The sequence below is a fragment of the Rhodoferax fermentans genome (genome assembly GCF_002017865.1).
GTDB lineage: Bacteria > Pseudomonadota > Gammaproteobacteria > Burkholderiales > Burkholderiaceae_C > Rhodoferax > Rhodoferax fermentans.
In genome coordinates this window covers 3749403-3774975 of the sequence record NZ_MTJN01000002.1, presented here as the reverse complement: position 1 = coordinate 3774975, position 25573 = coordinate 3749403, and the positions used below count along the sequence as shown (strand labels likewise).

Annotated in this window: 22 protein-coding genes, 1 pseudogene and 2 riboswitches; of the genes and pseudogenes, 19 read left to right on the top strand and 4 right to left on the bottom strand. The window is 62.9% G+C overall.

Annotation, left to right across the window (positions count from 1 at the left end; all coding sequences use genetic code 11):
* Nucleotides 1–36: 36 nt before the first annotated feature.
* From RF819_RS17590 to RF819_RS17505, 18 genes and pseudogenes are all read left to right on the top strand, one after another.
* Nucleotides 37–840: an acyl-CoA thioesterase gene (locus RF819_RS17590; RefSeq protein ID WP_242472712.1), complete on the top strand. Its 804-nt coding sequence runs from the start codon at nucleotides 37–39 to the stop codon at nucleotides 838–840.
* A complete protein-coding gene (locus tag RF819_RS17585) occupies nucleotides 821–1324 on the top strand; it encodes a GNAT family N-acetyltransferase (protein WP_078366169.1) in 504 nt (167 codons plus the stop codon). Before RF819_RS17590 ends, RF819_RS17585 begins: the two co-directional genes overlap by 20 nt.
* 27 nt (nucleotides 1325–1351) lie before the next feature.
* Nucleotides 1352–1588: riboswitch (cobalamin riboswitch) on the top strand.
* A gap of 80 nt (nucleotides 1589–1668) precedes the next feature.
* Entirely contained in the window at nucleotides 1669–3570 is a 1902-nt protein-coding gene (locus RF819_RS17580; protein ID WP_078366168.1) for a TonB-dependent receptor domain-containing protein, read from the top strand.
* 23 nt (nucleotides 3571–3593) lie between these two features.
* Nucleotides 3594–4946, top strand: a complete 1353-nt coding sequence (locus tag RF819_RS17575) for a cobyrinic acid a,c-diamide synthase CobB (protein ID WP_078366167.1) — start codon at nucleotides 3594–3596, stop codon at nucleotides 4944–4946.
* The gene (locus tag RF819_RS17570; protein ID WP_078366166.1) at nucleotides 4943–5575 is read left to right on the top strand and encodes a bifunctional adenosylcobinamide kinase/adenosylcobinamide-phosphate guanylyltransferase; all 633 of its coding nucleotides are present in this window, start codon (nucleotides 4943–4945) and stop codon (nucleotides 5573–5575) included. The genes RF819_RS17575 and RF819_RS17570 overlap by 4 nt, the downstream gene beginning before the upstream one ends.
* A gap of 53 nt (nucleotides 5576–5628) precedes the next feature.
* Nucleotides 5629–6474: an ABC transporter substrate-binding protein gene (locus tag RF819_RS17565; protein WP_078367032.1), complete on the top strand. Its 846-nt coding sequence runs from the start codon at nucleotides 5629–5631 to the stop codon at nucleotides 6472–6474.
* A complete protein-coding gene (locus RF819_RS17560) occupies nucleotides 6471–7550 on the top strand; it encodes a FecCD family ABC transporter permease (RefSeq protein ID WP_078366165.1) in 1080 nt (359 codons plus the stop codon). Before RF819_RS17565 ends, RF819_RS17560 begins: the two co-directional genes overlap by 4 nt.
* A gap of 184 nt (nucleotides 7551–7734) precedes the next feature.
* Nucleotides 7735–9282, top strand: a complete 1548-nt coding sequence (locus RF819_RS17555) for a cobyric acid synthase (RefSeq protein WP_078367031.1) — start codon at nucleotides 7735–7737, stop codon at nucleotides 9280–9282.
* Nucleotides 9279–10901, top strand: coding sequence for a cobyric acid synthase (locus tag RF819_RS17550; RefSeq protein WP_200224026.1), 1623 nt, complete (start codon nucleotides 9279–9281; stop codon nucleotides 10899–10901). The genes RF819_RS17555 and RF819_RS17550 overlap by 4 nt, the downstream gene beginning before the upstream one ends.
* Before the next feature lie 95 nt (nucleotides 10902–10996).
* Nucleotides 10997–11890, top strand: a complete 894-nt coding sequence (locus RF819_RS17545; RefSeq protein WP_078366164.1) for an ATP-binding cassette domain-containing protein — start codon at nucleotides 10997–10999, stop codon at nucleotides 11888–11890.
* Nucleotides 11887–12357 carry a hypothetical protein gene (locus tag RF819_RS17540; RefSeq protein ID WP_078366163.1) on the top strand — a complete coding sequence of 157 codons (471 nt, stop codon included), beginning with the start codon at nucleotides 11887–11889 and terminating at the stop codon, nucleotides 12355–12357. The genes RF819_RS17545 and RF819_RS17540 overlap by 4 nt, the downstream gene beginning before the upstream one ends.
* A 52-nt stretch (nucleotides 12358–12409) precedes the next feature.
* The gene (gene bioB, locus RF819_RS17535) at nucleotides 12410–13450 is read left to right on the top strand and encodes a biotin synthase BioB (RefSeq protein ID WP_078367029.1); all 1041 of its coding nucleotides are present in this window, start codon (nucleotides 12410–12412) and stop codon (nucleotides 13448–13450) included.
* Between the two features lie 5 nt (nucleotides 13451–13455).
* Entirely contained in the window at nucleotides 13456–14505 is a 1050-nt protein-coding gene (gene cbiB / locus RF819_RS17530; RefSeq protein WP_078366162.1) for an adenosylcobinamide-phosphate synthase CbiB, read from the top strand.
* The gene (locus tag RF819_RS17525; RefSeq protein WP_078366161.1) at nucleotides 14502–15521 is read left to right on the top strand and encodes an aminotransferase class I/II-fold pyridoxal phosphate-dependent enzyme; all 1020 of its coding nucleotides are present in this window, start codon (nucleotides 14502–14504) and stop codon (nucleotides 15519–15521) included. Before cbiB ends, RF819_RS17525 begins: the two co-directional genes overlap by 4 nt.
* Nucleotides 15518–17016 (top strand): annotated as a pseudogene (locus RF819_RS17520) (cobyric acid synthase). The gene RF819_RS17525 and the pseudogene RF819_RS17520 overlap by 4 nt, the downstream one beginning before the upstream one ends.
* Nucleotides 17017–17036: 20 nt before the next feature.
* Nucleotides 17037–17228: riboswitch (cobalamin riboswitch) on the top strand.
* A 47-nt stretch (nucleotides 17229–17275) separates the two neighbouring features.
* A complete protein-coding gene (gene cobT / locus RF819_RS17515; RefSeq protein WP_242472711.1) occupies nucleotides 17276–18364 on the top strand; it encodes a nicotinate-nucleotide--dimethylbenzimidazole phosphoribosyltransferase in 1089 nt (362 codons plus the stop codon).
* Between the two features lie 437 nt (nucleotides 18365–18801).
* Nucleotides 18802–19644 (top strand): adenosylcobinamide-GDP ribazoletransferase, encoded by an 843-nt coding sequence (locus tag RF819_RS17510; protein WP_078367028.1) that lies wholly within the window; start codon nucleotides 18802–18804, stop codon nucleotides 19642–19644.
* Nucleotides 19641–20216, top strand: coding sequence for a histidine phosphatase family protein (locus RF819_RS17505; protein ID WP_078366159.1), 576 nt, complete (start codon nucleotides 19641–19643; stop codon nucleotides 20214–20216). Before RF819_RS17510 ends, RF819_RS17505 begins: the two co-directional genes overlap by 4 nt.
* Nucleotides 20217–20221: 5 nt before the next feature.
* Here the strand turns inward: RF819_RS17505 and RF819_RS17500 are convergent, their stop codons facing one another.
* From RF819_RS17500 to RF819_RS17490, 3 genes are read right to left on the bottom strand one after another with little or no spacing between them, the layout of a single operon-like run.
* Complete coding sequence (locus RF819_RS17500; RefSeq protein WP_158081308.1) at nucleotides 20222–21058, bottom strand: HDOD domain-containing protein; 837 nt, start codon at nucleotides 21056–21058, stop codon at nucleotides 20222–20224.
* Nucleotides 21059–21062: 4 nt separating this feature from the next.
* Nucleotides 21063–21701: an endonuclease III gene (nth, locus tag RF819_RS17495; RefSeq protein ID WP_078366157.1), complete on the bottom strand. Its 639-nt coding sequence runs from the start codon at nucleotides 21699–21701 to the stop codon at nucleotides 21063–21065.
* A gap of 4 nt (nucleotides 21702–21705) precedes the next feature.
* Entirely contained in the window at nucleotides 21706–22506 is an 801-nt protein-coding gene (locus RF819_RS17490; protein ID WP_078366156.1) for an HDOD domain-containing protein, read from the bottom strand.
* Between the two features lie 133 nt (nucleotides 22507–22639).
* Here RF819_RS17490 and RF819_RS17485 point away from each other — a divergent pair, with 133 nt between their 5' ends.
* Nucleotides 22640–23830 (top strand): aminotransferase-like domain-containing protein, encoded by a 1191-nt coding sequence (locus tag RF819_RS17485; protein WP_078366155.1) that lies wholly within the window; start codon nucleotides 22640–22642, stop codon nucleotides 23828–23830.
* Between the two features lie 19 nt (nucleotides 23831–23849).
* Here RF819_RS17485 and RF819_RS17480 read toward each other — a convergent pair whose 3' ends face one another.
* A complete protein-coding gene (locus tag RF819_RS17480) occupies nucleotides 23850–25487 on the bottom strand; it encodes a diguanylate cyclase domain-containing protein (RefSeq protein WP_078366154.1) in 1638 nt (545 codons plus the stop codon).
* Between the last annotated feature and the right edge of the window lie 86 nt (nucleotides 25488–25573).

Here is a 25573-nt window from a genome sequence, read left to right as displayed (position 1 = left end):
CCAAGCTCCGCCTCCACTTTTTTGGGGAGGACGCAAATGAATCAAGCTATTGAAGAGACGCTAGTAACAACATCCGCAAACACCATGTCGGTGGTCGACATGGTGTGGCCTGACCAGTCCAATCATCACGGTACCCTGTTTGGAGGCGCTGCCTTGTCGGCCCTGGATCGGCTGGCTTTCATCGTCGGCAGCAAGGTGTTGCGTGGAACGGTGGTCACAGCCGCCGTGAGCCGACTCGACTTTGCCGCACCCGCGCCTGCGGGCCATTTGATCGAATGCAGTGCCCAGGTGATACACAAAGGCCGTCGTTCAGTCACGCTCAGCACCAGTTTGGTGGCGGAGGCGCTGCTCAGCGGCGAGCGCACGCCATGTTTGTCTGGAGACTTTGTGATGGTGAGCCAAAGTCAGTCGGCCTCGGAGGTGCCGCAAACACAGGTGGGCACCACAGACACCCAGCCAACGTTGCCAATCCATTTGGCGCCAGCGTCCGATCCTGCTTCGCCATGGCCCTGGGTCACCGTGGCTGAAATTGTGTTTCCGGGCCATGCCAACCACCGCGGGGTGTTGCACGGCGGTCCTGCCATGTCCTGGTTGGCCAAGGCCGGTTTTGTGGCTGCAACTCGCTGTGTCAGGCGCACCCTTGTGATGGCCAGCAGTGCGCGGATGGACTTCATTGCGCCAGCCCACGTCGGTGATGTGGTGGAAGTTCTGGCCCGGGTGTCACGCCTGGGCAACCGCTCTGTCACGGTACATGCCGAGTTGTGGTCGGAATCACCGGCCACTGGCGAGCGTCGCTTGTGTACCTCTTCAAGCCTGGTGTATGTCTGCGTTGATCACTGACATCAGTGTCTTGCGGCCAGAACACCGCCACGCCTTGCAATTGCACCTGTTGTCGTTGAGTGCGGATGACCGTTACCAGCGTTTTGGCGCCACTCTGGGGGACGCTGCGTTGATCCAATGGGTGCGCGACATGGCGTGGTCTCGGAGTTGTTGGTATGGGGCATGGGCTGGCGCTGATGCCGGGCTGGTGGGGGTTTTGCAACTGATACCCTTGAACGCCAAGGGCGTGTGGGAGATGGCCCTGACGGTGAGACCCGCCGCCCGGCGCTCGGGTGTTGGATCCGCCATGTTTGCCACCTTGATGCAAGACATCTCCTCCTACCCCATCCGTGAGTTGGTGTGTCACAACGGGCACCCTGCCGTTCGGCGCATGGCCGAGGTGTTGAAACTCGCGATGTGTTGTCAGCCCCAGGCACCCAGGATACGAATCAACCTCACAACAGTCACCCATTCCGGGGCGGTCGACATTTGTCACCGGCGTTGACAAGTAGACAAGTTACCTGCTTGGCACCGTTAGAATCGGGCCGTTGGTGCTCGCGCCGTGGTTCACACAGCGCAGTTCAACGGGAAGCAGGAGGGGGCGGCTTGAACGAGCTCAACCTAACCTGCGCTGCCCCCGCAACGGTAAGTGGACGAATCTATTCGGTTCTGCTGCCATCAAGGCCACTGGATGTCGTGACAGACATTTGGGAAGGTGATGGCGGTTGACTCCACCAGCCCGGATACCGGCCAACACGGTGGCTGCATGCTCTGAAAAAGTCTGCAACCGTGACGCCCATGCGCTGTCGGGGACGACGGTGAGGGCACTTTGATGGTTCTTTTAACACTATGAAATTGATTGCTTCTTGTGTGCGCCATGGCGCACCCGTGCGCCTGTGTGTGTCTGCTTTGGCTGTTTTTGCGGCGTTCCCGGTGCTGGCACAAAGCCAGGCGCAGGGTACTTTGGAGGAGGTGGTGGTGACAGCCACCCGGGTGGCGGTACCGGTCACGGATGTGATTGCCGATGTGTCGATCATTGACCGCACAGCGCTTGACCAAGTTGGTCAAGGTTCCTTGCGTGATGTGTTGGCGCAGCAGCCCGGCATTCAGCTCTCCAGCACTGGCGGCTATCGCTCTGCGACGGGGGTGTATTTGCGTGGAGCCTCCGCCTCACAATCCATCGTGTTGATCGATGGTGTGCGGGTTGGCTCCGCCACGCTGGGTTCTGTGGCCTTTGAAAACATGCCGCTGGACCGCATTGAACGCATTGAAATACTGCGCGGCGCTGCGTCTGCACTGTATGGTCCTGACGCGGTTGGCGGGGTCATCCAAATATTTACCCGTGAACCTGAAGACGGCTTGCACCTGTCAGCCAGCGTGGGTGCCGGGTCAGATGGTCTGCGTCAGGCAGGTGCCGCCATTCGTGGGCGTGACGGTGCCTTGGGTTACAGCGTGGGTGTGTCCAAAGAAAACGCAGCCGGTATCAGTGCGATCAACAATCCAGCGGCTGACAGTTACAACCCCGATGCGGACAGTTTTGAGGTCGCCAGTGTCGATGTCAAACTCACTGCGCAGTTGTCGGCTGCGCATGCGCTGGCGCTGAGCGTGCTGCACAGTGACATGGATTATCAGTTTGATGGTTATGCCTATCCTAGCCCCCTGAACCTGACTGCAGCGACCACCGATGCCTGGACGCGCCCGACGCTCAACAATGTGAGTCTCAAATGGGATGCCCAGTGGCAACCCAACTGGAAGTCAAGCCTGTTGCTGGGTCAAAGTGACGACAAATCGGTCAGTGACTATTACCGCATGCGTGATGGCGCATTTGATGCCAACAGCAAGTTCAACACCCGCCGCACCCAGGCCACTTGGCAGAACGACATCAGTGTGGGGGCCGACGTCCTGACGTTCTTGCTGGAAACCCGAACGGAAAAGGTGGACAGTTCTACCAACTTCACGGTCAAGCAACGTGACATCAAGAGTGCGATGTTGTCCTACGCACTGAACAGGCCCCGATGGAACGCGTTGGCGGTGCTTCGCCATGATGACAACTCGCAGTTTGGTGGTTTTGACAACTGGGCGCTGTCGGGGGGGTACAGGTTGAGCACCAACTGGCGAGCGGTGGCCAGCATGGGCACCAGTTTTCAGGCGCCTTCTTTCAACCAGCTTTATTACCCCAACGTTGGTTATTACGCCGGTAATCCTGCGCTCACCCCGCAGCGCAACCGTGCCAGCGAGTTGGGTCTCAAATACCTCCAAGGGAGCCTGACGGCTGGTGCTTCGTTGTACTACAACGAGATCGAGGGTTTCATTGATCCTGCGAAGAACAGCCAAAGTGATCTGGCGGTGCTGCGAGGCGTGACTTTGAGTCTGCAGAACCAGGTTGGTGATACCCGTTATGCCGTGTCCTATGACTACGCTGACCCACGGACCAAACCCGGCAATGCGCGTCTGGTGCGCGTGGCACGCAATGTGTTGAACTTCAATGTGAACCACCGCCTGGGTACGGTGAGTGTGTTTGGTGAACTCAAGCTCTCCAGTGACCGTGTGGATAACGCCCTTGTTTACGGAGGCCCCCGTGATGTGTTGGCGGGTTACAGCCTGCTCAATGTTGGCGCCACATGGAAAATCAACAAGGACCTGAGCTTGTTGGCACGCATCAACAACCTGACCGACGCCAACTATGTGTTGACCAATGGTTATGCCATGCCCGGACGCAACGCGTTTGTTTCCTTGTCCTGGGCGATATAAGCTGATCTGAAACCTGCTCCACCATGACCACCTGTCCCGCTATCCTCGTCGCCGCTCCTGCCTCCGGCCAGGGCAAAACCACCGTGGTGTCTGCTTTGGCACGGTTACACGCTCGCCAGGGGCGGCGGGTGCGGGTGTTCAAGTGTGGGCCGGATTTTCTGGACCCATACTGGCATGCGCTGGCCAGTGGTGCGCCGGTGTATCAGCTCGATTTGTGGATCAACGGCGAGGCGGATTGCCGCGCCCGGCTGGCGGCTGCGGCGGCGGATGCCGACCTGATCATTGTGGAAGGGGTGATGGGCCTGTTTGATGGCACACCCAGCGCGGCGGATCTGGCGCAGCGTTTTGGTTTGCCGGTGCTGGCGGTGATTGATGCGGGTTCCATGGCGGGCACCTTTGGCGCACTGGCTTTTGGTTTGCAAAACTACCGCCCCAACTTGCCATGGGCCGGTGTGTTGGCCAACCGCGTGGCCAGTGAGCGCCATGCGCTGATGCTCAAAAGCAGCGTGCGCGATCCTGATCAATGGTTGGGTGCGGTGATGCGCAACACCGCTTTGCAACTGCCCGAACGGCATCTGGGCCTGACCGTGGCGAGTGAGGTGGGTGACGCGCTGGAGCGGCTTGATGCAGCCGCAGATGCGCTGGAGGCCACGCCGCTTGGGCAGATGACGCTCCAAGATTTGCAGCGCTGGCAGGTCGAGTTCACAGGCGCAGAGGTGCCGCAACCCGCCGCCCCGGCTGTCAAACCGCTGCAAGGCCAAACCATCGCGGTGGCTCGTGACGCCGCCTTCTGTTTTATTTACGCCGCCAACCTGGACTGCCTGTCTGATCTGGGGGCCGAGCTGGTGTTTTTTTCACCGCTGGCAGACGCTGCGCTGCCCGACTGTGACGCTTTATGGATTCCTGGCGGTTACCCCGAGTTGCATGCGCAGACGATTGCGGCCAACACCGCGTTGCGCGACAGCCTGGCGGCCCACATCGCGGCGGGCAAACCGGTCTGGGCCGAATGTGGCGGCATGATGGCCTTGTTTGACACCCTGATCACCTCGGACGGCCAGCAGTTTGCGCAGTGGGGCCTGTTGCCCGGCACCGTGACCATGCACAAACGTTTGGCGGCACTCGGGCCGCAGCAGCTCAAGCTGGCCAGCGGCACCCTGCGCGGCCACACCTTCCATTACTCGACCACCGAGACCACCTTGCAGCCGGTGGCCCGCACCGCCCGGCCCGATACCGACCCGCTACCTGACGCGGGTGAGGCGCTGTGGCAACTCGGTAGTGTGCGCGCCAGTTATTTCCACGCCTGGTTTGCGTCCTGCCCGGAGGCAACGGTGGAGCTGTTTTCCAGGCCAGCCCCTGTGATGGAGCATCAGCCATGACGGCACACACCATCGCCCGCAGTGAACTGATCCTGGGTGGCCAGAAAAGTGGCAAAAGCCGCCGCGCCGAGTTGCTGGCGCGGGATTGGCTGGGCCAATCCGGACAGCATCAGGCGGTGATGATCGCCACGGCGCGTGTCTGGGACGAGGAAATGCGCCAACGTATTGCCCGCCACCAGGCGGACCGGGCCCAGCATTTGAGCGCCATGCGCACGGTGGAAGAATCGCGCCAACTGGCCCAAGCCATCGTCCAACACAGCCGGGCCGACACCCTGATCGTGGTGGATTGCCTGACGCTGTGGCTGACCAATTGGCTCATGCCCGCCGAATTGCTGCAGACCGACGGCGCGAGCGAGGCAGGGTCTGATACCAGCCATTCTGAAGAAAATCAAGCTCTAGCCCAGACCTATGAAGGGCAGGTAGCTATGCTTTTGGATGCAATCCAAAACGCTCCGGGGCCGCTGGTGTTTGTTGGCAATGAGATCGGCCTGGGTGTGATTCCGATGGGGCGGGAGGTGCGGGCCTTTGTTGATGCCCTGGGCCTGCTCAACCAGAGTGTGGCGCGGGTGTGCCAGCGCGTCACCCTGATGGCCGCCGGTCTGCCACTGTGCTTGAAGGATGTCGCTTGAAGCTGGTTCGGCGGCTGTGCACTTCATCTGCCACGCTGCTGGTGTGGCTGCTGATGGTCTGTCCGGCCCAAGCCTATGAGGTGACCGATGACCGCGGGGTGGTGGTGAGTTTTGCCCAGGCGCCCCAACGGGTGGTCAGCCTGTTGCCCTCGCTGACCGAAACCGTGTGTGAACTCGGCCAATGTGCGCGGCTGGTGGGTGTGGACCGTTATTCCAACTTTCCCGTCAGCCTGCAGCAACTGCCACAGGTGGGCGGCGGCATCGACCCCAACATTGAAGCCATTGTGGCCTTGCGCCCGGATGTGGTGTTGATGGCGGTGTCATCGCGTGCCAGTGACCGGCTGCGTACATTGGGCATCAAGGTGCTTTCGCTGGAGCCCAAAACCCATGCCGATGTGCAGCGTGTTGTGCTCAAGATTGGCCAGGTGCTGGGTGTGCCTGACGCCAGCAAAATCTGGCGCGCTATTGACGCCGGGGTGTCGGCGGCCGCACAGTCGGTGCCCGCGTCGGCCAAGACGATGCGGGTGTATTTTGAGGTCAACCAGGGACCCTATGCCGCGAGTGAGGCGTCCTTCATTGGTGAAACACTCACACGTCTGGGGGTGAAAAACATTGTGCCTGCCAAGCTTGGGCCGTTTCCCAAGCTCAACCCCGAATTTGTGGTGCGTGCCAACCCCGATCTGATCATGGTGGGGGAGCGCAGTGCCGCTGGTTTGGGCCAGCGCCCAGGCTGGCAAACCATCCGGGCGCTGCGCGACAACCGGGTCTGCGTGTTTGCGGCAGAGCAGGCAAACACGCTGGTGCGCCCAGGTCCACGCATGAGTGAGGCCGCGCGCATCATGGCCCAGTGCCTGGCGGACAAGGCGCCCAAAACAAGCGTGATTGGGGGCAAACCTTGACGGTACGCGGCCTGCCTTTTCTGATCTGGTCACTCACCGTGCTGAGCCTGATCCTGACGCTGCTGGGCGTGTGTGTGGGCAGCTCTGGTTTTGAGAACCTGCTGCAACCCCTGCTGCACCCGGAGCTTGATCCCTCGGCCAGCGCCATGGCGGAGCAAATTGTGTATGAGATTCGCCTGCCACGCACCTTGGGCGCCTGGGCGGCCGGTGCCTTGCTGGGGCTGGCCGGGGCGGTGGCGCAGGGGCTGTTTCGCAACCCGCTGGCCGACCCCTATCTGCTGGGCAGTGCCTCCGGCGCCTCGCTGGGCGTGGCGCTGACATTGGCAGTGTTGGGTGGCAGCGCGGGCATGTTGGGCGGCAACATGATGAATGGTGGTGTGGTGGTCAGTGTGTTTTCCGGCAATGTGCTGGTGCGCCTGGGCCTGACTGGCGCTGCCTTCGTGGGGGCGGTGCTGGCTGTGTTTCTGACATTGGCGCTGTCCAAAGGTGTGCAGCACACGCTGCGTTTGTTGTTGGCCGGTGTGGTGGTGGGGGTGGTGCTGGGTGCGGCAACCCAATTGGTGCTGTTGTTTTCACCGGACTCACTGCAGGCGATGCAGGCCTTCATGCTGGGCTCGACCGCCATGGTGGGCTGGACCGCCTGGGCACTGATGGTGGGTGTCTGGGTGGTGTGTGTCTTGGCCGCCGGCTTGCTCGGGCGGGTGCTGGACGGTTTGAGCCTGGGTGAAGCCACCGCCCACAGCCTGGGTTTGCCCCTGGGTTCTTTGCGTGTTGCGCTGGTGGCGGTGTTGGCGCTGGCCACCGGCACCGCGGTGGCGCAAACCGGGCTGATTGCCTTTGTGGGCTTGGCCGCGCCGCACCTGGTGCGCTCGGTCATCAAAACCACCCACTCGCGTCTGATGTTGCTGGCCAGTCTGATGGGCGGGGCGTTGCTGATGGCGGCCGACACGCTGGCACGCTGGCTGATTGCACCGCAGGAACTACCGGTGGGGGTGCTCACGGCGGTGTTGGGTGGTGGCTACCTGCTGTGGCTGATGCACCGCAATAGCCGTGCTTTTGCCGGAGGTGCGTCGTGACTGGCGGTTTTAAATGCATAGCTAGTGAGCCAATACCTATAAGGGCTAGAGGGCGATATGGCCATGTTTTACGCGGCTCGCGTTGGCTGGCGCAGCGTGCCAGCCAGCTGCGCCAGCCTTTGTTTCCACCTTGCCAGGTTCTGCCATGACCGCTGAGACCGCTCGCCCGAAATTGCCGTTCGACATGCCCTTCAGTGTGCCGCTGTTGTCTGAGCCACCGCCGCGTACCGCGCGGGCGCTGATGATCCAGGGCACCAGCTCCGACGTGGGCAAAAGCCTCTTGGTGGCGGGTTTGTGCCGGGCCTACACCCGGCGCGGCCTGGTGGTGCGGCCATTCAAGGCGCAGAACATGAGCAACAACGCCGCCGTCACAGCCGATTCCGACGAGCCGCCAGATGCCCACGGCGAGCCGCGCCGGGGTGAGATTGGTCGCGCCCAGGCTTTGCAGGCGCGTGCTTGCGGGGTGGCGCCCTCGATCCACATGAACCCGGTGTTGCTCAAGCCGCAGGCGCTGATCGGCTCCCAGGTGGTGCTGCGCGGGCGTTCGCTGGGCAACTGGCCCGCAGTGCATTACCACGAACTCAAGCCCACCCTGTTGCCTGCGGTGATGGACAGCTTCCAGCGCACCGCCGCCCAGGCTGACCTGGTGCTGGTGGAAGGTGCTGGCAGCGCCACCGAGGTGTATTTGCGCCACTGCGACATCACCAACATGAAGCTGGCCGAACTGGCGGATCTGCCAGTGGTGCTGCTCACCGACAACGACCGTGGTGGCGCCATCGCCGCCGTGGTGGGCAGCCATGTGCTGCACGACGAGGTGGAGCGCGCGCGCATCGTGGGCTACATCGTCAACAAGTTTCGCGGCTACTTCTCGCTCTACGAGCCCGCCTGCCGGGTGATGACGGAGCTCACCGGCTGGCCGCTGCTGGGGGTGTTGCCCTGGTTTGACACTGCCACCCGCTTGCCCGCTGAAGATGCCCTGGCCCTGGAGCGCCTGTCGCACAGTGGTGGCAGCGGGCTGCGGATTGTGGTGCCCCAGCTGTCACGCTCGGCCAATTTTGACGACCTGGACCCCTTGAGTGCCGAACCCGGTGTACAGGTGCGCTGGTTGCGCTCGGGGGAACCGATTCCTGCGGATGCAGACGTGGTGTTGCTGACCGGCTCGAAAACCACACGTGCCGAGCTGGAGGTGTTGCGCCGCGAAGGCTGGGACATCGACATCCAGGCCCATGTGCGCCGTGGCGGGCGGGTGGTGGGCCTGTGTGCAGGCTTTCAGATGCTGGGCCAGCTGGTGTCTGACCCTGACGGGCTGGAGGGCCCGCCCGGTGACACGCCAGGCCTGGGTTTGCTGGATGTGGTGACGGTCATCGGCCATGACAAACGCCTGGCGCAGATCAGCGGTCTTGACCACAGCAGCGGCCAGCAGGTGGCGGGTTTTGAGATGCACATGGGCAGAACCACTGGGCCTGGGCTGGCCCGGCCTTGGTTGCAGATCGACGACGGTCAGGGCGGTATCCGGCCCGAAGGTGCGGTGTCGGCTGACGGACGGGTCTGTGGCAGTTACCTGCATGGCATCTTTGCGGCCGACGGTTTTCGCCGCCACTGGTTGCACCAGCTCGGCGCGCAGCTGTCTGGCCTGGACTACGAAGCGCAGATCGAGCAGACCCTTGATGCGCTGGCCGACCATGTGGAGGCCCACCTGGACCTGGACGCCTTGCTGGCGCTGGCACGATGAACCCGGCCCCCACCCGCTTGGCCACGCTGGCCGAGCAACTGAGCCAGGCCGCGCTGTTTACCCCCGCACCCACGGGCCAGCCCCTGGGGCGTTGCCTGATGGTCCAGGGCACCGCCTCCGACGTGGGCAAAAGCCTGCTGGTGGCGGGTTTGTGCCGAGCCTATACCAAGCGAGGTCTGCGGGTGTTGCCCTTCAAGGCACAAAACATGAGCAACAACGCCGCCGTGACGGTGGATGCCGATGCACCGACCCCAGCCGACGGCAGCCCGGTGCGTGGCGAGATTGGCCGTGCCCAGGCATTGCAGGCACGCGCTTGTCGGGCCGAACGCTCGGTGCACATGAACCCGGTGTTGTTGAAACCTGAGAACGACATCGACTGCCAGGTGGTGTTGCGCGGGCGGGTGCTGGGCCGTGCCTCGGCCAGTGATTACCAGCGTCTCAAGCCGGGCCTGATGCCTGCGGTGCTCGACAGTCTGCTGCGTTTGCGCCAGCAGGCCGATCTGGTGATCGTGGAGGGCGCGGGCAGCGGTGGTGAACACTACCTGCGGCCACAAGACATCAGCAACATGGGGCTGGCCGAAGCCGCCAACCTGCCGGTATTGCTGCTCGCCGACGAGTCACGCGGTGGTGTCACGGCGGCGGTGCTGGGGCACCATCTGCTGTGGTCGAGCTCAGAGCGTGCGCGGGTGGTTGGTTTTGTGGTCAACAAGTTTCGCGGAGACCCGCAGGTGTTTGCGCCCGCTGCCGACACCATCGAGGCCGCCACCGGCTGGCCGATGCGCGGGCTGGTGCGCTGGTTTGACGGCGCCCGCCGACTACCGCAGGAGGATTCGCTGGCGCTGGACGCTGTGACGGCCCGTCGCCAAGCTGTGCCTAAACCATCCGTGCTGACAGTGGCGGTGCTGCGTTTGTCACGGGTGGCCAATTTTGATGACCTCGATCCGCTGGCGGCTGAGCCAGGGGTGAATCTGCTGTGGGTGCAGGCGGGTGAGCCGATTCCGCGCAGTGCCGACGTGGTGCTGCTGCCTGGCAGCAAGGCCACCCGGACCGATCTGGCTTTTCTGCGCGCCCAAGGCTGGGACCATGACCTGATTGCCCATGTGCGCCAAGGTGGGCATGTGGTCGGCATTTGCGGCGGCTTGCAAATGCTGGGGCACACGGTGAGCGATCCGCAGGGGATCGAAGGCCCGCCTGGTGACACGGCCGGCCTGGGCCTGCTGGCGATTCAGACGGTCATCGGGGACACCAAACGGCTGGCCGATATCGACGCGCTGGACCTGGTCAGTGGCAGCCGTGTGACCGGTTTTGAGATGCACATGGGCCGAACCACAGGCCCAGACATGGCGCGGCCCTGGTTGCAGTTGGTCCATGCTCAGGGGCAGGCGACACCCGAAGGTGCCGTTTCGGCCAGTGGGCGGGTGATGGGCACATACCTGCACGGTGTGTTCGAAGCGGACGGTTTTCGCCGCCATTGGCTGGGCCGTGTGGCCGGTGAGGGCGGTGCCCTGGCCGACGCCGCCCTGTCTTACCAGCGTCGCGTGGAAGACAATCTGGATGCCTATGCCGCCCAACTGGAGAACGACTTGGATCTGGACGCCCTTTTTGCCTTGGGAAGATGAGTTGATATGACTGTGATCTCCCTTGGCTCGCCCCAAGCCTGTGAGGCTGTTGTCGACCACGTGTGCGCCCGCCGCAGCTTCAGTGGGGGTCGGGTATGACAGATGCTTCAGTTTCAATAGCTATTGAGGCAATCAATATAAGGGCTAGCATCGGAAATGCCGAGATACTTCACGATCTGTCCCTGCGCCTGCCTCGGGGCCGCTGGACCAGCATCGTTGGCCCCAATGGTGCTGGCAAATCAACGCTGCTCAAGGTGTTGGCCGGGCTGATGCCCCACCTTGGCCAGGTGCGTTTGTTGGGGCACGATTTGCACAGCCTGCCCAACCGCAGCCGTGCCCAGCAAATGGCCTGGCTGGGGCAAAACGAGTCGTCGGGGGATGACCTGACGGTCTGGGACGTGGTGCTGCTTGGCCGCCTGCCGCATCAGGCCTGGCTGGCGGGTCCCGGGCCACAAGATCTGGCGGCGGCCGAAATCGCGCTCAAATCCACCCAGGCCTGGGACTGGCGCGAACGCAGCTTGGGCCAGCTATCGGGCGGTGAACGCCAGCGGGTGCTGCTGGCGCGCGCATTGGCGGTGCAGGCGCAGGTGCTGCTGATGGATGAACCCCTGGCCAATCTGGACCCGCCGCACCAGGCTGACTGGCTCGGTGTGGTGCGCTGCCTGCTGGAGAGTGGCGTCACCGTGGTCAGCGTGTTGCACGAGATTTCGATGGCGCTGCAAGCGCACGAGATGCTGATCATGGCCAGAGGCAGTATCACGCATCAAGGCGCCTGTGCCGACCCTGCCACCCACCGCGCGCTGGAGGCGGTGTTTGACAATCGCATCGCCATCTACCCGATCCATGACCAGTGGGTGGCTTTGCCATGCGCTGAGACCTTTCAGCCAGCCCTTGCATCGGCGCACCGAGCCGCTGTGCATGCCCAACGCCGTGGGGTCGTTCAAACCGCACCCGGCTTGCTTTCTCCCACAGGACATCACCTCTCATGAGTTACATCACCTGGTTTCTGAATCACGGCCAAAAACACCGCAAGATTGTGGAAAAGCTCAAGCAAGACGGGCTCTCGCAGGATCAGATCATTGACTATTTTGAGTTTGACAACATGGTCAAGCACGAGCCCACGTTCTGTCCGCTGTATGCCACGCCCAAAAAATGCCACACCAGTGCTTATCTGAGCTGCTATATGTGTGCCTGTCCGTTCTTCAGGTTCAATGACCAGGGCAGCCTCAATGACGAGGGGATTCTGGTCAAAAGCCATTGCGCGATCAAGTCCACCAAGTCCAGCCTCTTCGTCCACGACGGTGTGGGGCATCTGAACTGCTCCGCCTGCAAGGTGCCGCACACCCGGACATTTGTGCGCAATCGCTTCAACGAAAATTGGCATGAGATGATGAAAAACTGTGCTCCTGCCGAGCCCGACGGCCAGACACCCGGCGTGACAGATGCTGCCCCATAACGGCAGCCTGCCGGCCTGGTTGTCGTCACCCCTTTTTTGAACCACACCGATGATGACCACAACACCTGACACCACCTTGGTGAGCAGCCCGCTGCACTTTCACGCCTGCCTGGACCAACACCCCGAGCGACCTGCCTCTGGCCAACCGGTCTGGACGGTGGAGCAGGTGGCCGCGTTGTTTGAGCTGCCGTTCTCCGACCTGATCTTTCAGGCCCAGACGGTGCACCGCGCCCACTTTGACCCGAACCTGATCGAGCTGGCGACCCTGGTGTCGGTCAAAACCGGCGGTTGCCCGGAAGACTGCAGCTACTGCCCGCAGTCGGTGCACTTTGACACCGGCGTGCAGGCCAGCAAACTCATGGGGGTGGAGACGGTCCGCCAGGCCGCTGTGGCCGCCAAAGAGGCTGGGGCCAGCCGTTTTTGTATGGGTGCCGCCTGGCGCGCACCGAAAGACCGCGACATCGAGGCAGTGGCCGAGCTGGTGCGCACCGTCAAGGCCACCGGGCTGGAAGCCTGCGCCACCCTGGGCATGTTGTCGAACGGCCAAGCCCAAACCCTGCGTGACGCCGGGCTGGACTACTACAACCACAACCTCGACAGTGCGCCCGATTTTTACGGCGACATCATCTCCACCCGCGACTACCAGGACCGGCTCGACACCCTGGCACGGGTGCGTGAGGCCGGCATCAGCGTCTGCTGCGGCGGCATCGTCGGCCTGGGCGAGTCGCGTTTGCAGCGTGCCGCACTGGTGGCCGAACTCGCCAACCTGTCACCCTACCCGGAGTCGGTGCCGATCAACCACCTGGTCAAGGTGGCGGGCACCCCGCTGGCTGATCAGCCGGATCTGGACCCGCTGGAGTTTGTGCGCACCATCGCGGTGGCGCGTATCACCATGCCGATGGCACGGGTGCGTTTGTCCGCTGGCCGCCAGAGCATGGGCGACGCGGTGCAGGCTCTGTGTTTTGTGGCCGGTGCCAACTCGATCTTTTACGGCGACAAGCTGCTGACCACCGACAACCCGCTGGGCAGCGAAGACCAGGCCCTGCTGGCACGGCTGGGGCTGCAAACCGGCAAACCACTGCCCAGAGCCTGACAAGCATGAGTCTGCTCGTTCCCGTCCTGGCCCTGCTGCTGGCTTTGCTGGTCGACCGCTGGTTCGGTGAGCCGCCGCTGCGCCTGCACCCGGTGGTGTGGATGGGCAATTACCTGGGCTGGGCCGGGGGGCGTTTGCAGCGTGGTTTGCGCTCGGCCGTGCCGGTGGGGGTGTCGGTGAGCAACACGACGCTGGCAGCGCGTGAAGAGGCCGCAGATTACAAGGCTTTTTGGCTTGGAGCCCTTTATTGGATTGGGGGTATCGCTCTGTTTACCGTAGCGGCCGTGTGGCTGGAGCACATGCTCTGGATGTTCGGGGACTGGGCGGCAAGCCTGGTCACAGACGCTGGCATCGCCGGGTGGTTGGCCAGCGCTGTGGTGCTTGTGTTGCTGGCGCTGCTGCTTAAACCCATGCTGGCCTGGGCCATGCTCAAAGGTGAGGTGTTGGCGGTGGAGGGCGCTTTGGGGCAGTCTTTGCAAGCCGGGCGCGACCGCCTGAACTGGCTGGTCAGCCGCGACACCACCTGCCTGAGTGAGGCCCAGGTGCGTGAAAGCGCCATTGAGTCGCTGGCCGAGAACCTCAGCGACTCGGTGGTGGCGCCAATTTTCTGGTTTGTACTGCTGGGCCTGCCCGGCGCGGTGGCTTATCGTTTTGCCAACACCGCCGATGCGATGTGGGGCTACAAAGGGGTTTACAAAGGCCAGAATTGGGAGTGGGCCGGTAAATGGGCGGCACGGGTCGACGATGTGCTGAACTGGCTGCCGTCCCGTCTGACCGGGCTGCTGCTGGCCCTGACTTGTGGTCTGCGTTGGAAGAGCTTGCGGCGTGAGGCCATCAAAACGCCGTCACCCAATAGCGGCTGGCCGATGGCCGCGATGGCGCTGGCTTTGAACATCCACCTGGGCAAACCGGGGGTGTATGTGCTCAACCCTGGGGGCGAGGATGCGCTGGCCGTGCATACCGGCCAAGCTGTCGTGTGTGCATCCAAAGTGCTTCTGGCCCTGATACCTGTTGCGCTGCTAGCTCTTTATTTCAGAGCAATCATTCTGTCATGACACGCACACCAGACAGCGCCTGGACCCATGGCGGCGCCGACGCGCTGGGCGCGGCGCGTTTTGATTTCTCCACCAACAGCAACGCCTGTGGCCCGTGCCCGCAGGCGCTGGCAGCGGTGCAGGCGGCAGATGCCAGCCATTACCCCGACCCGGCCTACACGACCCTGCCTCAAAGCCTGGCGGCCTTTCATGGGGTGGCGCCTGAGCGGGTGCTGCTGGCCGGCAGTGCCAGCGAAGCCATCTTCCGGCTCACGGCCTGGGCGCAGCAGCAAGGTGTGGGCAGCGTGTGTCTGCCCGACCACCATTACGGTGACTACGCGCGCGCTGCCCAGGCCTGGGGCTTGTTGCGCAGCAACGACCCGACGGATGCCTTGTGCTGGGCCTGTGAGCCATCGAGCCCGCTGGGCCAGTCCCACGCCCACTGGTTTCTGAACCGCGCACGGCTTACCGTGCTGGACCGTGCCTATGCCCCGCTGCGACTGAGCGGCGAGGCGTCTTTGAGCACAACTCAGCTGGACCAGGTCTGGCAGCTGTTCACCCCCAACAAGGCACTCGGCCTGACCGGTGTGCGTGCAGCGTATTTGATAGCGCCTGGCCCTTTATTAAAAAGGGCTGGAGGCCTAAAAGGCCTGGATATCGAGCGACTCAAGCTGATGGCGCCATCCTGGGTGCTTGGTGCCCACGGTGTGGCTTTGTTGCAAGCTTGGGTATCCCCTGAAGTGCAAGCCTGGTTGACGAGCTGTCTGCCGCTGCTGCGCGACTGGAAGGTGCGACAAATTGACCTGTTGCAACAGCTGGGCTGGCAAGTGGCGCCCAGCGAGGCCAACTACTTCTGCGCCCGGCCACCCGCGCCGATGGATATGGCGACTCTGCGCCAGCACGGCATCAAGCTGCGCGACGCCACGTCCTTTGGCTTGCCCGGCTGGTACCGGCTGGGTGTGCTGGCGCCGCAGGCGCAGGACGCGCTGGTCGCCGCGCTGACCCACACAACAACGATTTTGGAAACCTCCACATGACCGCCAAATGCATCATGGTCCTGGGCACCACCAGCGGTGCCGGCAAAAGCTGGCTGGCCACCGCACTGTGCCGCCACTACGCGCGCCAGGGGCTCAAAGTGGCGCCGTTCAAGGCGCAGAACATGAGCAACAACGCCAGGGTGGTGAATGGCCAGGGCGAGATCGGTTCCGCCCAGTACTTCCAGTCACTTGCCGCCAAGGCCGTGCCCGACGTGCGCATGAACCCGTTGTTGCTCAAGCCCGAGGCCGACACCCACAGCCAGGTGGTGCTGATGGGTGAGGTCAGCGCCGAGTTGACCGCTTTGCCCTGGCGCGGGCGCAGCCTGAAAGTCTGGCCACAGATTGCCGCCGCGCTGGACGCCCTGCGCGCCGAGAACGATGTGGTGGTGATCGAGGGCGCTGGCTCACCGGCCGAAATCAACCTCTCGGGCAGCGACATCGTCAACATGCGGGTGGCGCAGCATTGCAACGCGGCTTGCCTGCTGGTGACCGACATCGACCGCGGTGGCGCGTTTGCCCACCTGTACGGCACCTGGGCGCTGCTGCCGCCCGAACAGCGTGGTCTGTTCCGGGGGTTTGTGCTCAACAAGTTCCGTGGCGACGCCAGCCTGCTGGCGCCAGCCCCTCAGATGCTGCAAGACCTGACCGGTATCCCGACCGTGGCCACGCTGCCGATGTGGTGGCAACACGGCTTGCCCGAGGAAGACGGTGTGTTTGATGACCGCTCGGTCGCCAAAGGTTCGGTGAACCTCACGGTGGCGGTGATCGCTTACCCGCGCATCAGCAATCTGGACGAGTTCCAGCCGCTCAAGAACATCCCCGGCTTGCGCCTGAAGTGGGTGCGCTCTCCCACCGAACTGGCGGGCTTGAGCACGTCTGACTGGATTGTGCTGCCAGGGTCAAAAAGCACCAGCGCCGACCTGGCCTGGTTACGCATGCAGGGGCTAGATGCCGCCGTGGCGCAACATGCTGCGCGGGGGGGGCGGTGTTAGGGGTCTGTGGCGGGCTGCAGATGCTCGGTGAGGCGCTGGTGGACACCCACGGCATCGACGGCAACGCACCAGGTCTGGGCCTGCTGCCGCTGGTCACACAGTTCGACATGGCCAAAACCGTGCAGCACACCCACAGCACCTTTGCCACCCACATGCTGGGCCAGCAAACGGGCGCTGCGGCCAACCCCTGGGCGGCGTTGGCGGGTGTGTCGGTGTCCGGCTACGAAATCCACCATGGCCAGACCAGCCAACACCCGGCGATGGCCCAGGCCGGTGATGTGGCGCATGCGGTGTTGCCCGATGGCCTGGGCTGGCAAAACGCGGCGGGCAATGTGCTGGGCATCTATTTACACGGCCTGATGGAGCATCCGGCGGCGCTACAGGCGCTGTTTGGCGCACGTCTGAGTGGCCCGGTGCCGACGTTGGAAGCCGTGTTTGAGCGTATGGCCGACTTTGTTGAAACCCATTTTGAGCCGGGTGCGCTCGACAGCCTGGTGCGCTGAAAACAGGCCTGCGCGGGCTGCTATGATTCTGCGCTTCAGGTGCCCGCAGGCTATTGGCCTGCAGGAGAATCGGGAAGACGGTGTGAATCCGTCGCGTGCCCAACGCTGTAAGGCTGATGCCCCTCACAAATAACCACTGGCTGCCAAGCCGGGAAGGTGTGACGGGGCAGATGACGCCAAGCCAGAAGACCGGCCTGATGTTGTTATGGGTGCTGCAAGGCCGGGCAGCGCCTCCACCATTCACGCACAGGGGACTGCTTTGAATACCACTCTTCCCGTCCTGACGGACATCTCTTCGCCTGCTCTGACGACTGCACTGCAGGCCAAAATCAACAACAAAACCAAGCCACTGGGCTCCTTGGGCCGCATCGAAGATCTGGCGCTCAAGATCGGTCAGATACTGGATACGACCGACCCGGTGTTGGCCGAGCCGCAGATGGTGGTGTTTGCCGCCGACCACGGTCTGGTGGCACGTGGTGTGTCGGCTTTCCCCAAAGAGGTGAGCTGGCAGATGGTCGAGAACTTCCTGGCCGGTGGCGCAGCGGTGAGCGTGTTTTCTAAACAAAACGGCATCGCGCTCAATGTGGTCGACTGTGGTGTGGACCACGACTTTCTGGCCGGTTTGCCCTCAGGCGCACAACGCCCGGGCTTGATGGTGCGTAAGGTGGCGGGTGCCGAAGGTGGCACCGCGGATGCTTCGGTGTTGCCCGCCATGACCATCGCCCAGTGCAAACAGGCCCTGCAAAACGGCATGGACATCGTCAAGAGCCTGCCCGGCAACGCGGTGTTGCTCGGTGAAATGGGCATTGGCAACACCTCAGCCGCGTCGCTGTTGCTCGCGCGCCTGACCGGGCTGGACATCGATGTCTGCACCGGTGCTGGCACCGGCCTGGACGCCCCGGCGGTGCAACGCAAGGCAGCGGTGCTGCGTGAGGTGTTGACGCGCCACGCCGATGTGACCGAACCGCTGGAAGTGCTGGCCGCTATTGGCGGGCTGGAGATTGCCACGATGGTGGGTGCGGTGATGCAGGCTGCGCACGAGCGCCGGGTGGTGGTGGTGGACGGCTTCATTGCCACCAGTTCGATCCTGGTGGCCCATGCCTTGCAGCCACTGGTGTTGCAGCGTTGTGTGTTTGCCCACCGATCCGGTGAGCGCGGCCATGAGTTCATGCTGCAGCACCTGGGTGTGCAGGCTTTGCTGGACCTGGGTCTGCGTCTGGGTGAAGGCTCGGGCGGTGCGCTGGCCTGGCCGCTACTGCAGTCGGCTTGCACCATGTTGCGCGAGATGGCGAGTTTTGCATCGGCCGGTGTGGCCGAGCAGGAGAACAAACCCACCGCCAAGGTGTGATCACGCGTGTTGCGCTGCCAGCTGACCATGAACCATGGGCTGTTTCTTTGGTCACTGGCCATTGGCAGCGCAACACTCACCACAAAACCAGGCGGGGATGGGCTCGAGGTTTGGGCCGATTTTAAAAAGCGAAGCGTCATGAGGCCCGGGCCTTGAGCCTGTCCCCGCCTGCGCGTGCTGAGGGTATGTGTCTTTTCGGAAGCAGAAATACCAACAATCAACCTGTGGCATCAGCCGCGCCGCGGGCAGGGCGGACGCCGAGGCCTCATGACGCTTCGCTTTTTAAAATCGGCCTCGACATCCGCCCTACCCACGACCCTTGGCATGGGTGGACATGATGCTCATCGAAGCTCAAACCTAAACCACGGTCAGTGTCACAGCCTGCGCTTTTGCCACTGCCGCACAATTTTTCACTTCAGGTCACCTTGGACTTTGCCATGACCCAATTCATCCGCCACTACCTGCTGAGCCTGCAGTTTTTCACCCGCATCCCGATCACCGGGCGTTTGTCGGACTGGGTGGGTTACAGCCCGGCCATGTTGCGAGCCAGTGCCGGGCATTTTCCCGGTGTGGGGGTGCTGGTGGGCGGGCTGGTGGCCGCAGCGACTGCTGGGTTGCTGATGTCCTTGCCCGCCACTGGCTCCGCACCGCTGGTGGCGGCGGCGCTGGGCACGGTGCTCTCGGTGTTCATCACCGGTGCTTTTCATGAGGATGGTTTGGCCGATGTGGCCGATGGCCTGGGTGGCAGCCTTGACCGGCAACGCGCGCTGGACATCATGAAGGACTCGCGCGTGGGTGCTTTTGGGGCCATCACCGTGGTGCTGGCGTTGCTCTCCAAGGTGACGCTGCTGGGCCTGTTGGGCGACGTCAGTGGCCCGCTGATGGTGGTGGCGCTGTTTGTGGCGCATGTGGTGTCGCGCACCTGGCCGTTGCTGACCATCCGGCTGCTCCCACATGTGGGCAATACCGCCACCTCCAAGTCCAAGCCGCTGGCCGACCAGATCAGCCTGGGTGCGCTGGTGATTGGGCTTTTATGGTGTTTTATGGCCTTGGCCCTTGCTGTGTATGGGCAGATGGCTACCGACTTCATAGCAATTGACCTGGAGACAGACAGCCTGCTGCTGGCTTTTGCCAACGGGCTGTTGGCCTCCCTGGTGGCCTGGGGGCTGATGACACGCTGGTTCTGGCGTCGCCTGCAAGGTTTCACCGGCGACTGTCTGGGTGCCACCCAGCAGGTGTGTGAACTGGCGTTTTACCTCGGGCTGGCGGTGAGTTTGTGAACTTGCTGTTGCTGCGTCACGCCCAGCCGCTGGTGGCGCCCGGCGTGTGTTACGGCGCGTTGGATGTGCCAGCGGATCTGGCCGCCACCCAGCAGGCGGCGCAGACCCTGGCGCCGGGTTTGCCGCCAGGTGCACGGTTGTGGGTGTCGCCGCTACAAAGATGCGAGCTACTAGCCCAGACGATCAAAGGGCTTCGGCCGGATGTGACATGTATCACGGATGCCCGGTTGGCTGAGATCAATTTTGGCTGTTATGAAGGCCAGCCCTGGGCCGACATTCCGGTGGCGGCCTTTGAGACCTGGACAGCTGATTTCTGGCAACACCGTTTTGGTGGCATGGAGAGCCTGGCCGATGTCATGGCGCGGGTGAGCAGTGCCTGGCGCGATGCCTTGCTGGCAGATCCTGCGCCGGTCTGGGTCACCCATGCCGGGGTGATCCGGGTGGCCAGCCTGCTGGCGCAAGGGGTGCAGCGTATAGACCGGGCACAAGACTGGCCGCAGGCCGCGCCAGCTTATGGTCAAAGCCTGGTGTTGCCGATGCACTCGCAGGGTGAGCAGCGGCCTGGGGCTTGATCTGCTCAGACGCAGAACATCGACACGTCCGAGATGGCGCTGGCCTCTGGCCCGGTGGCCATCAGGGTGATGGTGTCGAGCCCCAGGGTTTGCAGCAGCAGGCTGGGCAGCTGCTCGACGCTGCGCGGTGTCAGCGTGACGCAGTCAGCCAGCCGGGCTGCCAGGTGCAGCACCGCAGCCAGCCGAGACAGATCGACCGAGATCAGCGGCTGGGCGCTGTTGCGCAGGCCCCGCACCAGCGGCTGTGGCAAGTCCCACTGGCGCGCCAGCTCGGCGGTGACTTCGCCTTCGTCAAAGCCAACCAGGCTGCGCTGCAACTGCCAGCGCTCAGCGCTGGTCAGGGACTGGGTGTTGAGTGCACGGCTCAGCTCGGGGTGGGCTTGCACCACGCTCAGGCCGCCCAGACGCAGCATCAAGCCGCACAGCCAGGCCTCCTGGTCGTCCACCTCACACAGATCGGCCAACCACTGGGCGAAGCCCGCGCAGCGCAGGCTGTACTGCCAGAATGCCATGCGGTCCAGGTCGGGCGGGAATGGGCTGGTTTGCGCCATGCACAGCGACAACGCCCGGGTGCGCACCATCGACAAGCCGACCAGGCTGACCGCCCGCTCAATCGTGTCGACCTGGCCCGACAGGCCAAACATGGCGCTGTTGGCCATGCGCAGCAGGTTGGCAGTCAGGGTGGGGTCTTTTTTGATGATGCGGCAGACGTCAAAGGCGTCTGCCTTGTCGTCGCCCAGGGTTTTGATCAGCGCCTGGCCCGCCTCGGGCATCACAGGCCAGACCACAGAGCGAGTCAGGCGGTTCAGGTCGCCAAATGGGGCACGGTCAGATGTGGGCATGTGCTCAGCCTTCCAAAGTTTTGGGTTTGAAATCGCAATAGGGCGCCACCGCACACTCCCAGCAACGCGGTGTACGCGCCTGGCAGACATAACGGCCATGCAGGATCAGCCAGTGGTGTGCATCGGTCAGGAAAGCTTGCGGAACACGTTTGAGCAAGGCTTGCTCCACAGCCAACGGTGTTTTGCCCGGCGCCAGGCCGGTGCGGTTGCTGACGCGAAAGATATGCGTGTCCACGGCCATGGTGGGTTCACCAAAGGCCACGTTGAGCACCACATTGGCGGTTTTGCGGCCCACACCGGGCAGGGCTTCGAGCGCCTCACGTGTGCGTGGCACCTGGCCGCCGTGCTGGTTGATCAGCATCTGGCAGGTCTGCAGCAGGTGTTTGGCTTTGCTGTGGTACAGGCCGATGGTCTTGATGTAGCCCTCCAGCCCCTCCAAGCCCAGGTCAAGCATCTTCTGCGGTGTGTTGGCCACCAGAAACAGGTGACGCGTGGCTTTGTTGACGCTGACATCGGTGGCCTGGGCCGACAACAGCACGGCGGCCAGCAGCTCAAACACGCTGGCAAACTCCAGCTCGGTCTGAGGCTGCGGGTTGGCCGTGGCCAGGGTGGTAAAAAAGGCCTGAATCTGGGCGGGCTTCATGGGCTTAATGCAACTGCACAAAGGTATCGGGCGCGGGGAAGGTGGCTTTCATCCAGCGCACCTCCAGGCCCAAGGTGTTGACAACGTCGTTGGGCAGGGTGTCAACCGCCAGCGCATCCGCATCCGGCGTGTCGGCCAGCAGCCCGGCCAGGTTCACCACCGCGCCCAGGCGCGAAAAAGCTTGCTCCACCAGCGGGTCGTAGGCGCGCTCCAAGGCGTTGACGATCTGCATCGGAAAGCTCCAGCGGCGCGCCAGCTCTGCGGTGATCTGGCCCTCCGAGAAACCAATCAAACGCTTTTCGCGTTCCCAGCGGGCGCCGGGCGGATGGGGCAGGCGTTCGATCTCGGCCAGTGCCTGCGGGTTGGCCTGGCCAATCAGCAACTCCCCCAGGCGCAGCATCATGCCTGTCAACCAAGCCTGCTGGCCATCCATCTCCAGTGGGGCTGTCAGCCATTGCGCGTAGGCAGCGCAGGCCATGCTGTGGCGCCAGAAGGCAGACAGATCCAGCCCTGGCAGTGGCTCGAAAGCATCGCTCAGGCAGGCGCTCAGAGCCAGCGCGCGCACTTGCGCCAGCCCCACCATCTGGATCGCCTCGTCGATGGAATACACACCACGCTGCAAACCAAACTGGGCGCTGTTGGCCAGACGCAGCAGGCGCGCGCTCAAAGCCGGGTCGCGGCTGATGAGGTCGCGCACCTCGTGCAGACTGGTGTTGTCGTCATTGAGCGTCTGAATCAGTCCATGTGCCACTTCGGGCATCGAGGGCAGCCTGACCGTGGCAAAAAAAGCATCAAGACTGTGCATCGGTGTTCCTGTGAGCGGTGGCTTGCATATCGGTCACAATTTACCCCAATTACGGGTTGCCAAGTGGCGCAAGCTGCGGCGGCCACGGCCACAGAATCACTTATTGACATCTATTTCCTGAAAGTTTTGCGCCATGCAATTTGCCGACCGCCTCCAGAACGTTGAAACCTCTGCCATCCGTGAACTCTTCAAGCTGCTGGGCAAACCCGGCATCATCAGTTTTGCCGGTGGTTTCCCTGATCCGGCGCTGTTTGATGCTGATGGCATCGCCCAGGCCAGCGCGGCGGTGTTGGCCAACAATCCAGGCCCGGTGCTGCAATATGGCGCGACCGAAGGCTACGGCCCGCTGCGTGACGGTATTGCGGGTTTTATGGGTGGCAAGGGCGCCACGGTGGCACCCGAGGGGCTGGTTGTCACCACCGGCAGCCAGCAGGCGCTCGACCTGCTTGGCAAATGTTTGATCTCGCCCGGTGACAAGGTGATTGTGGAGGCGCCTACCTTTTTGGCCACCATCCAGTGTTTCCGTCTCTATGGCGCCCAGGTGATTGGTGCGCCGATTGACGCCAACGGCGTCGATGTGGACAAACTCGAAGCCCTGATTGAAGAACACCAGCCCAAACTGGTTTACCTGATCCCGACCTTTGGCAACCCGAGCGGCGCCACCTTGAGCCTGGAGCGGCGCAAGCGCATTCTGGAGATTGCGGTGCGCACCCAGACGCTGGTGGTGGAGGACGACCCCTACGGCGAGCTGTACTTTGATGCCGCCCCGCCACCGAGCCTGCTGGCGCTGAGTAGCCAGGTGCCGGGCAGCCGTGACTGGCTGGCGCATTGTGGTTCTTTCAGCAAGATCTTGAGCCCGGGCCTGCGGGTGGGTTGGCTGATTGCGCCGCCCGAGCTGCTGGCCAAGGCGGTGATGTGCAAACAGTTCAGCGACGCCCACACCAGCAACCTGACCCAGGCCATCTGCGCCCAGTACCTGACAATGAACCGCCTGAACAACACGCTGGCCGTTGTGCGTAAGACCTACGCTGAACGCGCACGCGTCATGGCGCAGTGTTTGAAGCGCGACCTGGGTGATGCGATTGACTTCAACGCACCGCAAGGCGGTATGTTCTTCTGGGCACGGCTCACTGGCGCCAACGGCAAGCCAGCCAACGCGGGTGAATTTGCCAAACGCGCCATCGAGCAACTGGTGGCTTTTGTGCCCGGCGCGCCGTTTTATGCGCATGACCCTGACTTGGCCACACTGCGCCTCTCGTTTGCCACCGCCGATGTGGCCAAGATCGAGGAAGGCATTGGTCGCCTGAAACTGGCGCTGGGCTAAGGACAGGCAAAACCTGCCTCTAGCCCTTTTCTGAACTGGTCTTGTAGCTATTGAAAAAGTAGTGATCGACAAGCTCGGTGGCCGAGTGTTCCGAGAAGCAGATGCGGTTGCGCCCCTCGTTCTTGGCCTGGTACATGGCGGCATCGGCCCATTTGGTGAGGTCCTGGGCACTGGCGCGGCTGCTGGCGCTGCTGAACACCATCACACCAATGCTGGCTGTGCACCGGTGCTCCACTCGCAGCGCCGGGTTGCTGGGGTCCTGCAAGGGCAGCGAGTAGGGCTTGGCCATGGCGGTTTTGATCTTGAGCGCCACGGTTTCGGCGAACTGGCGTGATTTCTGCCAGTCGGTGTCGAGCTCGGTCAGCAGCACCACAAACTCGTCACCGCCAAAACGGGCCACCGTGTCCATCTCGCGCACGCAGGCTTTGAGGCGCTGGGCCGCTTCCTTGAGCAGCAGGTCACCCACGCCGTGGCCATAGGTGTCGTTGAGGGGTTTGAAGTTGTCCAGGTCCAGGAACATCAGCGCACCAAAACCACCACTGCGCCGGTTGGCGTTGATCGCCTGGCTGAGCCGGTCGTCGAGCAGCCGCCGATTCGGCAACTGGGTGAGGGTGTCGTAAAAGGCCAGTTGGCGGATTTCGTGCTCCAGCAGTTTGCGCTGGGTGATGTCGCGGATCGAGACATGCACCGCCGGTTCACCATCAAACTCGATGGCGGTGCCGCGCACCTCGACATCAATTGGTGAGCCGTCCAGTTTGATACAACGTGCTTCGGCTGGGGTAGAGGGGGCTTCGTCACTGCCAAGGCGCAACATGCGCGTGCGTTGGCTGTCCATGTCGACCGGGTGGATCAGATCGGTGGTGTGTTTGCGCAGCAGACTGTACAAATCGGGCGCACCAAACAGCTTGAGCGCGGCCGGGTTGGCATACATGATCTGGGTATGCCGGTGCACCAGAACCGCATCTGGCGTCCATTCGATCAGGGTGCGGTAACGCGCCTCGCTGTTTTTCAGCGCCATGCGCATGTGTTTCTGTTCGGTGATGTCCTGCACTATGCCCAGTGCACTGACCGCCTGGCCACCCGGCTCGTACTCCAGTTCACCTTTGTGGCGCACCCAGTGTTGCTGGCCGTTGACCAGGATGCGGTGTTCCCCATCAAACGTCCCTTGTTTGAGGGCGTCTTTCCAGGCGCTTTTGACGTCGGCGCGGTCCTCTTCGTGCACCAAGCCGAGGTAATCCTCAAAACGGATGTGGCTGCCCGCAGGCAGGCCCAGAATCTTGCAGCCCTGGGGTGAGGGTGTGATGTCGTCTGCCGGAATGTCGCTGGCCCAACTGCCCATGTTGGCAACGTTCTGGGCGCGCTCCAGCAGGTCGGTGTTTTGCTCCAGCAGGGCGGCGTAGTCGGCGAGTTCTTCACCCATGGCATTGAGCTGGGCAATCTGCCGCCGGTTGGCACGGCTGATGAACACCATGAGACCGGTGGTCAGGCCCAGCACCAGCAAGGTCACTGGCGCCAGAAAGTCCAGTCTGGCACTGGCTGTGCGGGCTTGCAGCAGCATCAGCACCAAGCCCGAACCCGCCACCAGTGCCGCCATGGCGTACACCAGCAAGGCCCAGCCTGCTTCGCGGTCAACGGGAGTGCCGACCGGTTTGCTCATGGCAGAAATTTCTTCGAAGTTCGGCAAGATGTCACGTTTTTGCCCTAATTTTTAAATCCGGTGGCGCTCGCGGCTTGTTCCTTTTT

Coding starts and splice junctions, on each gene's coding strand:
- bioB (WP_078367029.1), top strand. CDS start 12,410: ATGACCACAACACCTGACACCACCTTGGTGAGCAGCCCGCTGCACTTT.
- RF819_RS17575 (WP_078366167.1), top strand. CDS start 3,594: ATGACCACCTGTCCCGCTATCCTCGTCGCCGCTCCTGCCTCCGGCCAG.
- RF819_RS17580 (WP_078366168.1), top strand. CDS start 1,669: ATGAAATTGATTGCTTCTTGTGTGCGCCATGGCGCACCCGTGCGCCTG.
- RF819_RS17565 (WP_078367032.1), top strand. CDS start 5,629: ATGGTCTGTCCGGCCCAAGCCTATGAGGTGACCGATGACCGCGGGGTG.
- RF819_RS17525 (WP_078366161.1), top strand. CDS start 14,502: ATGACACGCACACCAGACAGCGCCTGGACCCATGGCGGCGCCGACGCG.
- RF819_RS17555 (WP_078367031.1), top strand. CDS start 7,735: ATGCCCTTCAGTGTGCCGCTGTTGTCTGAGCCACCGCCGCGTACCGCG.
- RF819_RS17485 (WP_078366155.1), top strand. CDS start 22,640: ATGCAATTTGCCGACCGCCTCCAGAACGTTGAAACCTCTGCCATCCGT.
- RF819_RS17510 (WP_078367028.1), top strand. CDS start 18,802: ATGACCCAATTCATCCGCCACTACCTGCTGAGCCTGCAGTTTTTCACC.
- RF819_RS17550 (WP_200224026.1), top strand. CDS start 9,279: ATGAACCCGGCCCCCACCCGCTTGGCCACGCTGGCCGAGCAACTGAGC.
- RF819_RS17480 (WP_078366154.1), bottom strand. CDS start 25,487: ATGAGCAAACCGGTCGGCACTCCCGTTGACCGCGAAGCAGGCTGGGCC.
- RF819_RS17500 (WP_158081308.1), bottom strand. CDS start 21,058: ATGCCCACATCTGACCGTGCCCCATTTGGCGACCTGAACCGCCTGACT.
- RF819_RS17540 (WP_078366163.1), top strand. CDS start 11,887: ATGAGTTACATCACCTGGTTTCTGAATCACGGCCAAAAACACCGCAAG.
- RF819_RS17545 (WP_078366164.1), top strand. CDS start 10,997: ATGACAGATGCTTCAGTTTCAATAGCTATTGAGGCAATCAATATAAGG.
- RF819_RS17490 (WP_078366156.1), bottom strand. CDS start 22,506: ATGCACAGTCTTGATGCTTTTTTTGCCACGGTCAGGCTGCCCTCGATG.
- RF819_RS17590 (WP_242472712.1), top strand. CDS start 37: ATGAATCAAGCTATTGAAGAGACGCTAGTAACAACATCCGCAAACACC.
- cbiB (WP_078366162.1), top strand. CDS start 13,456: ATGAGTCTGCTCGTTCCCGTCCTGGCCCTGCTGCTGGCTTTGCTGGTC.
- RF819_RS17585 (WP_078366169.1), top strand. CDS start 821: ATGTCTGCGTTGATCACTGACATCAGTGTCTTGCGGCCAGAACACCGC.
- nth (WP_078366157.1), bottom strand. CDS start 21,701: ATGAAGCCCGCCCAGATTCAGGCCTTTTTTACCACCCTGGCCACGGCC.
- RF819_RS17570 (WP_078366166.1), top strand. CDS start 4,943: ATGACGGCACACACCATCGCCCGCAGTGAACTGATCCTGGGTGGCCAG.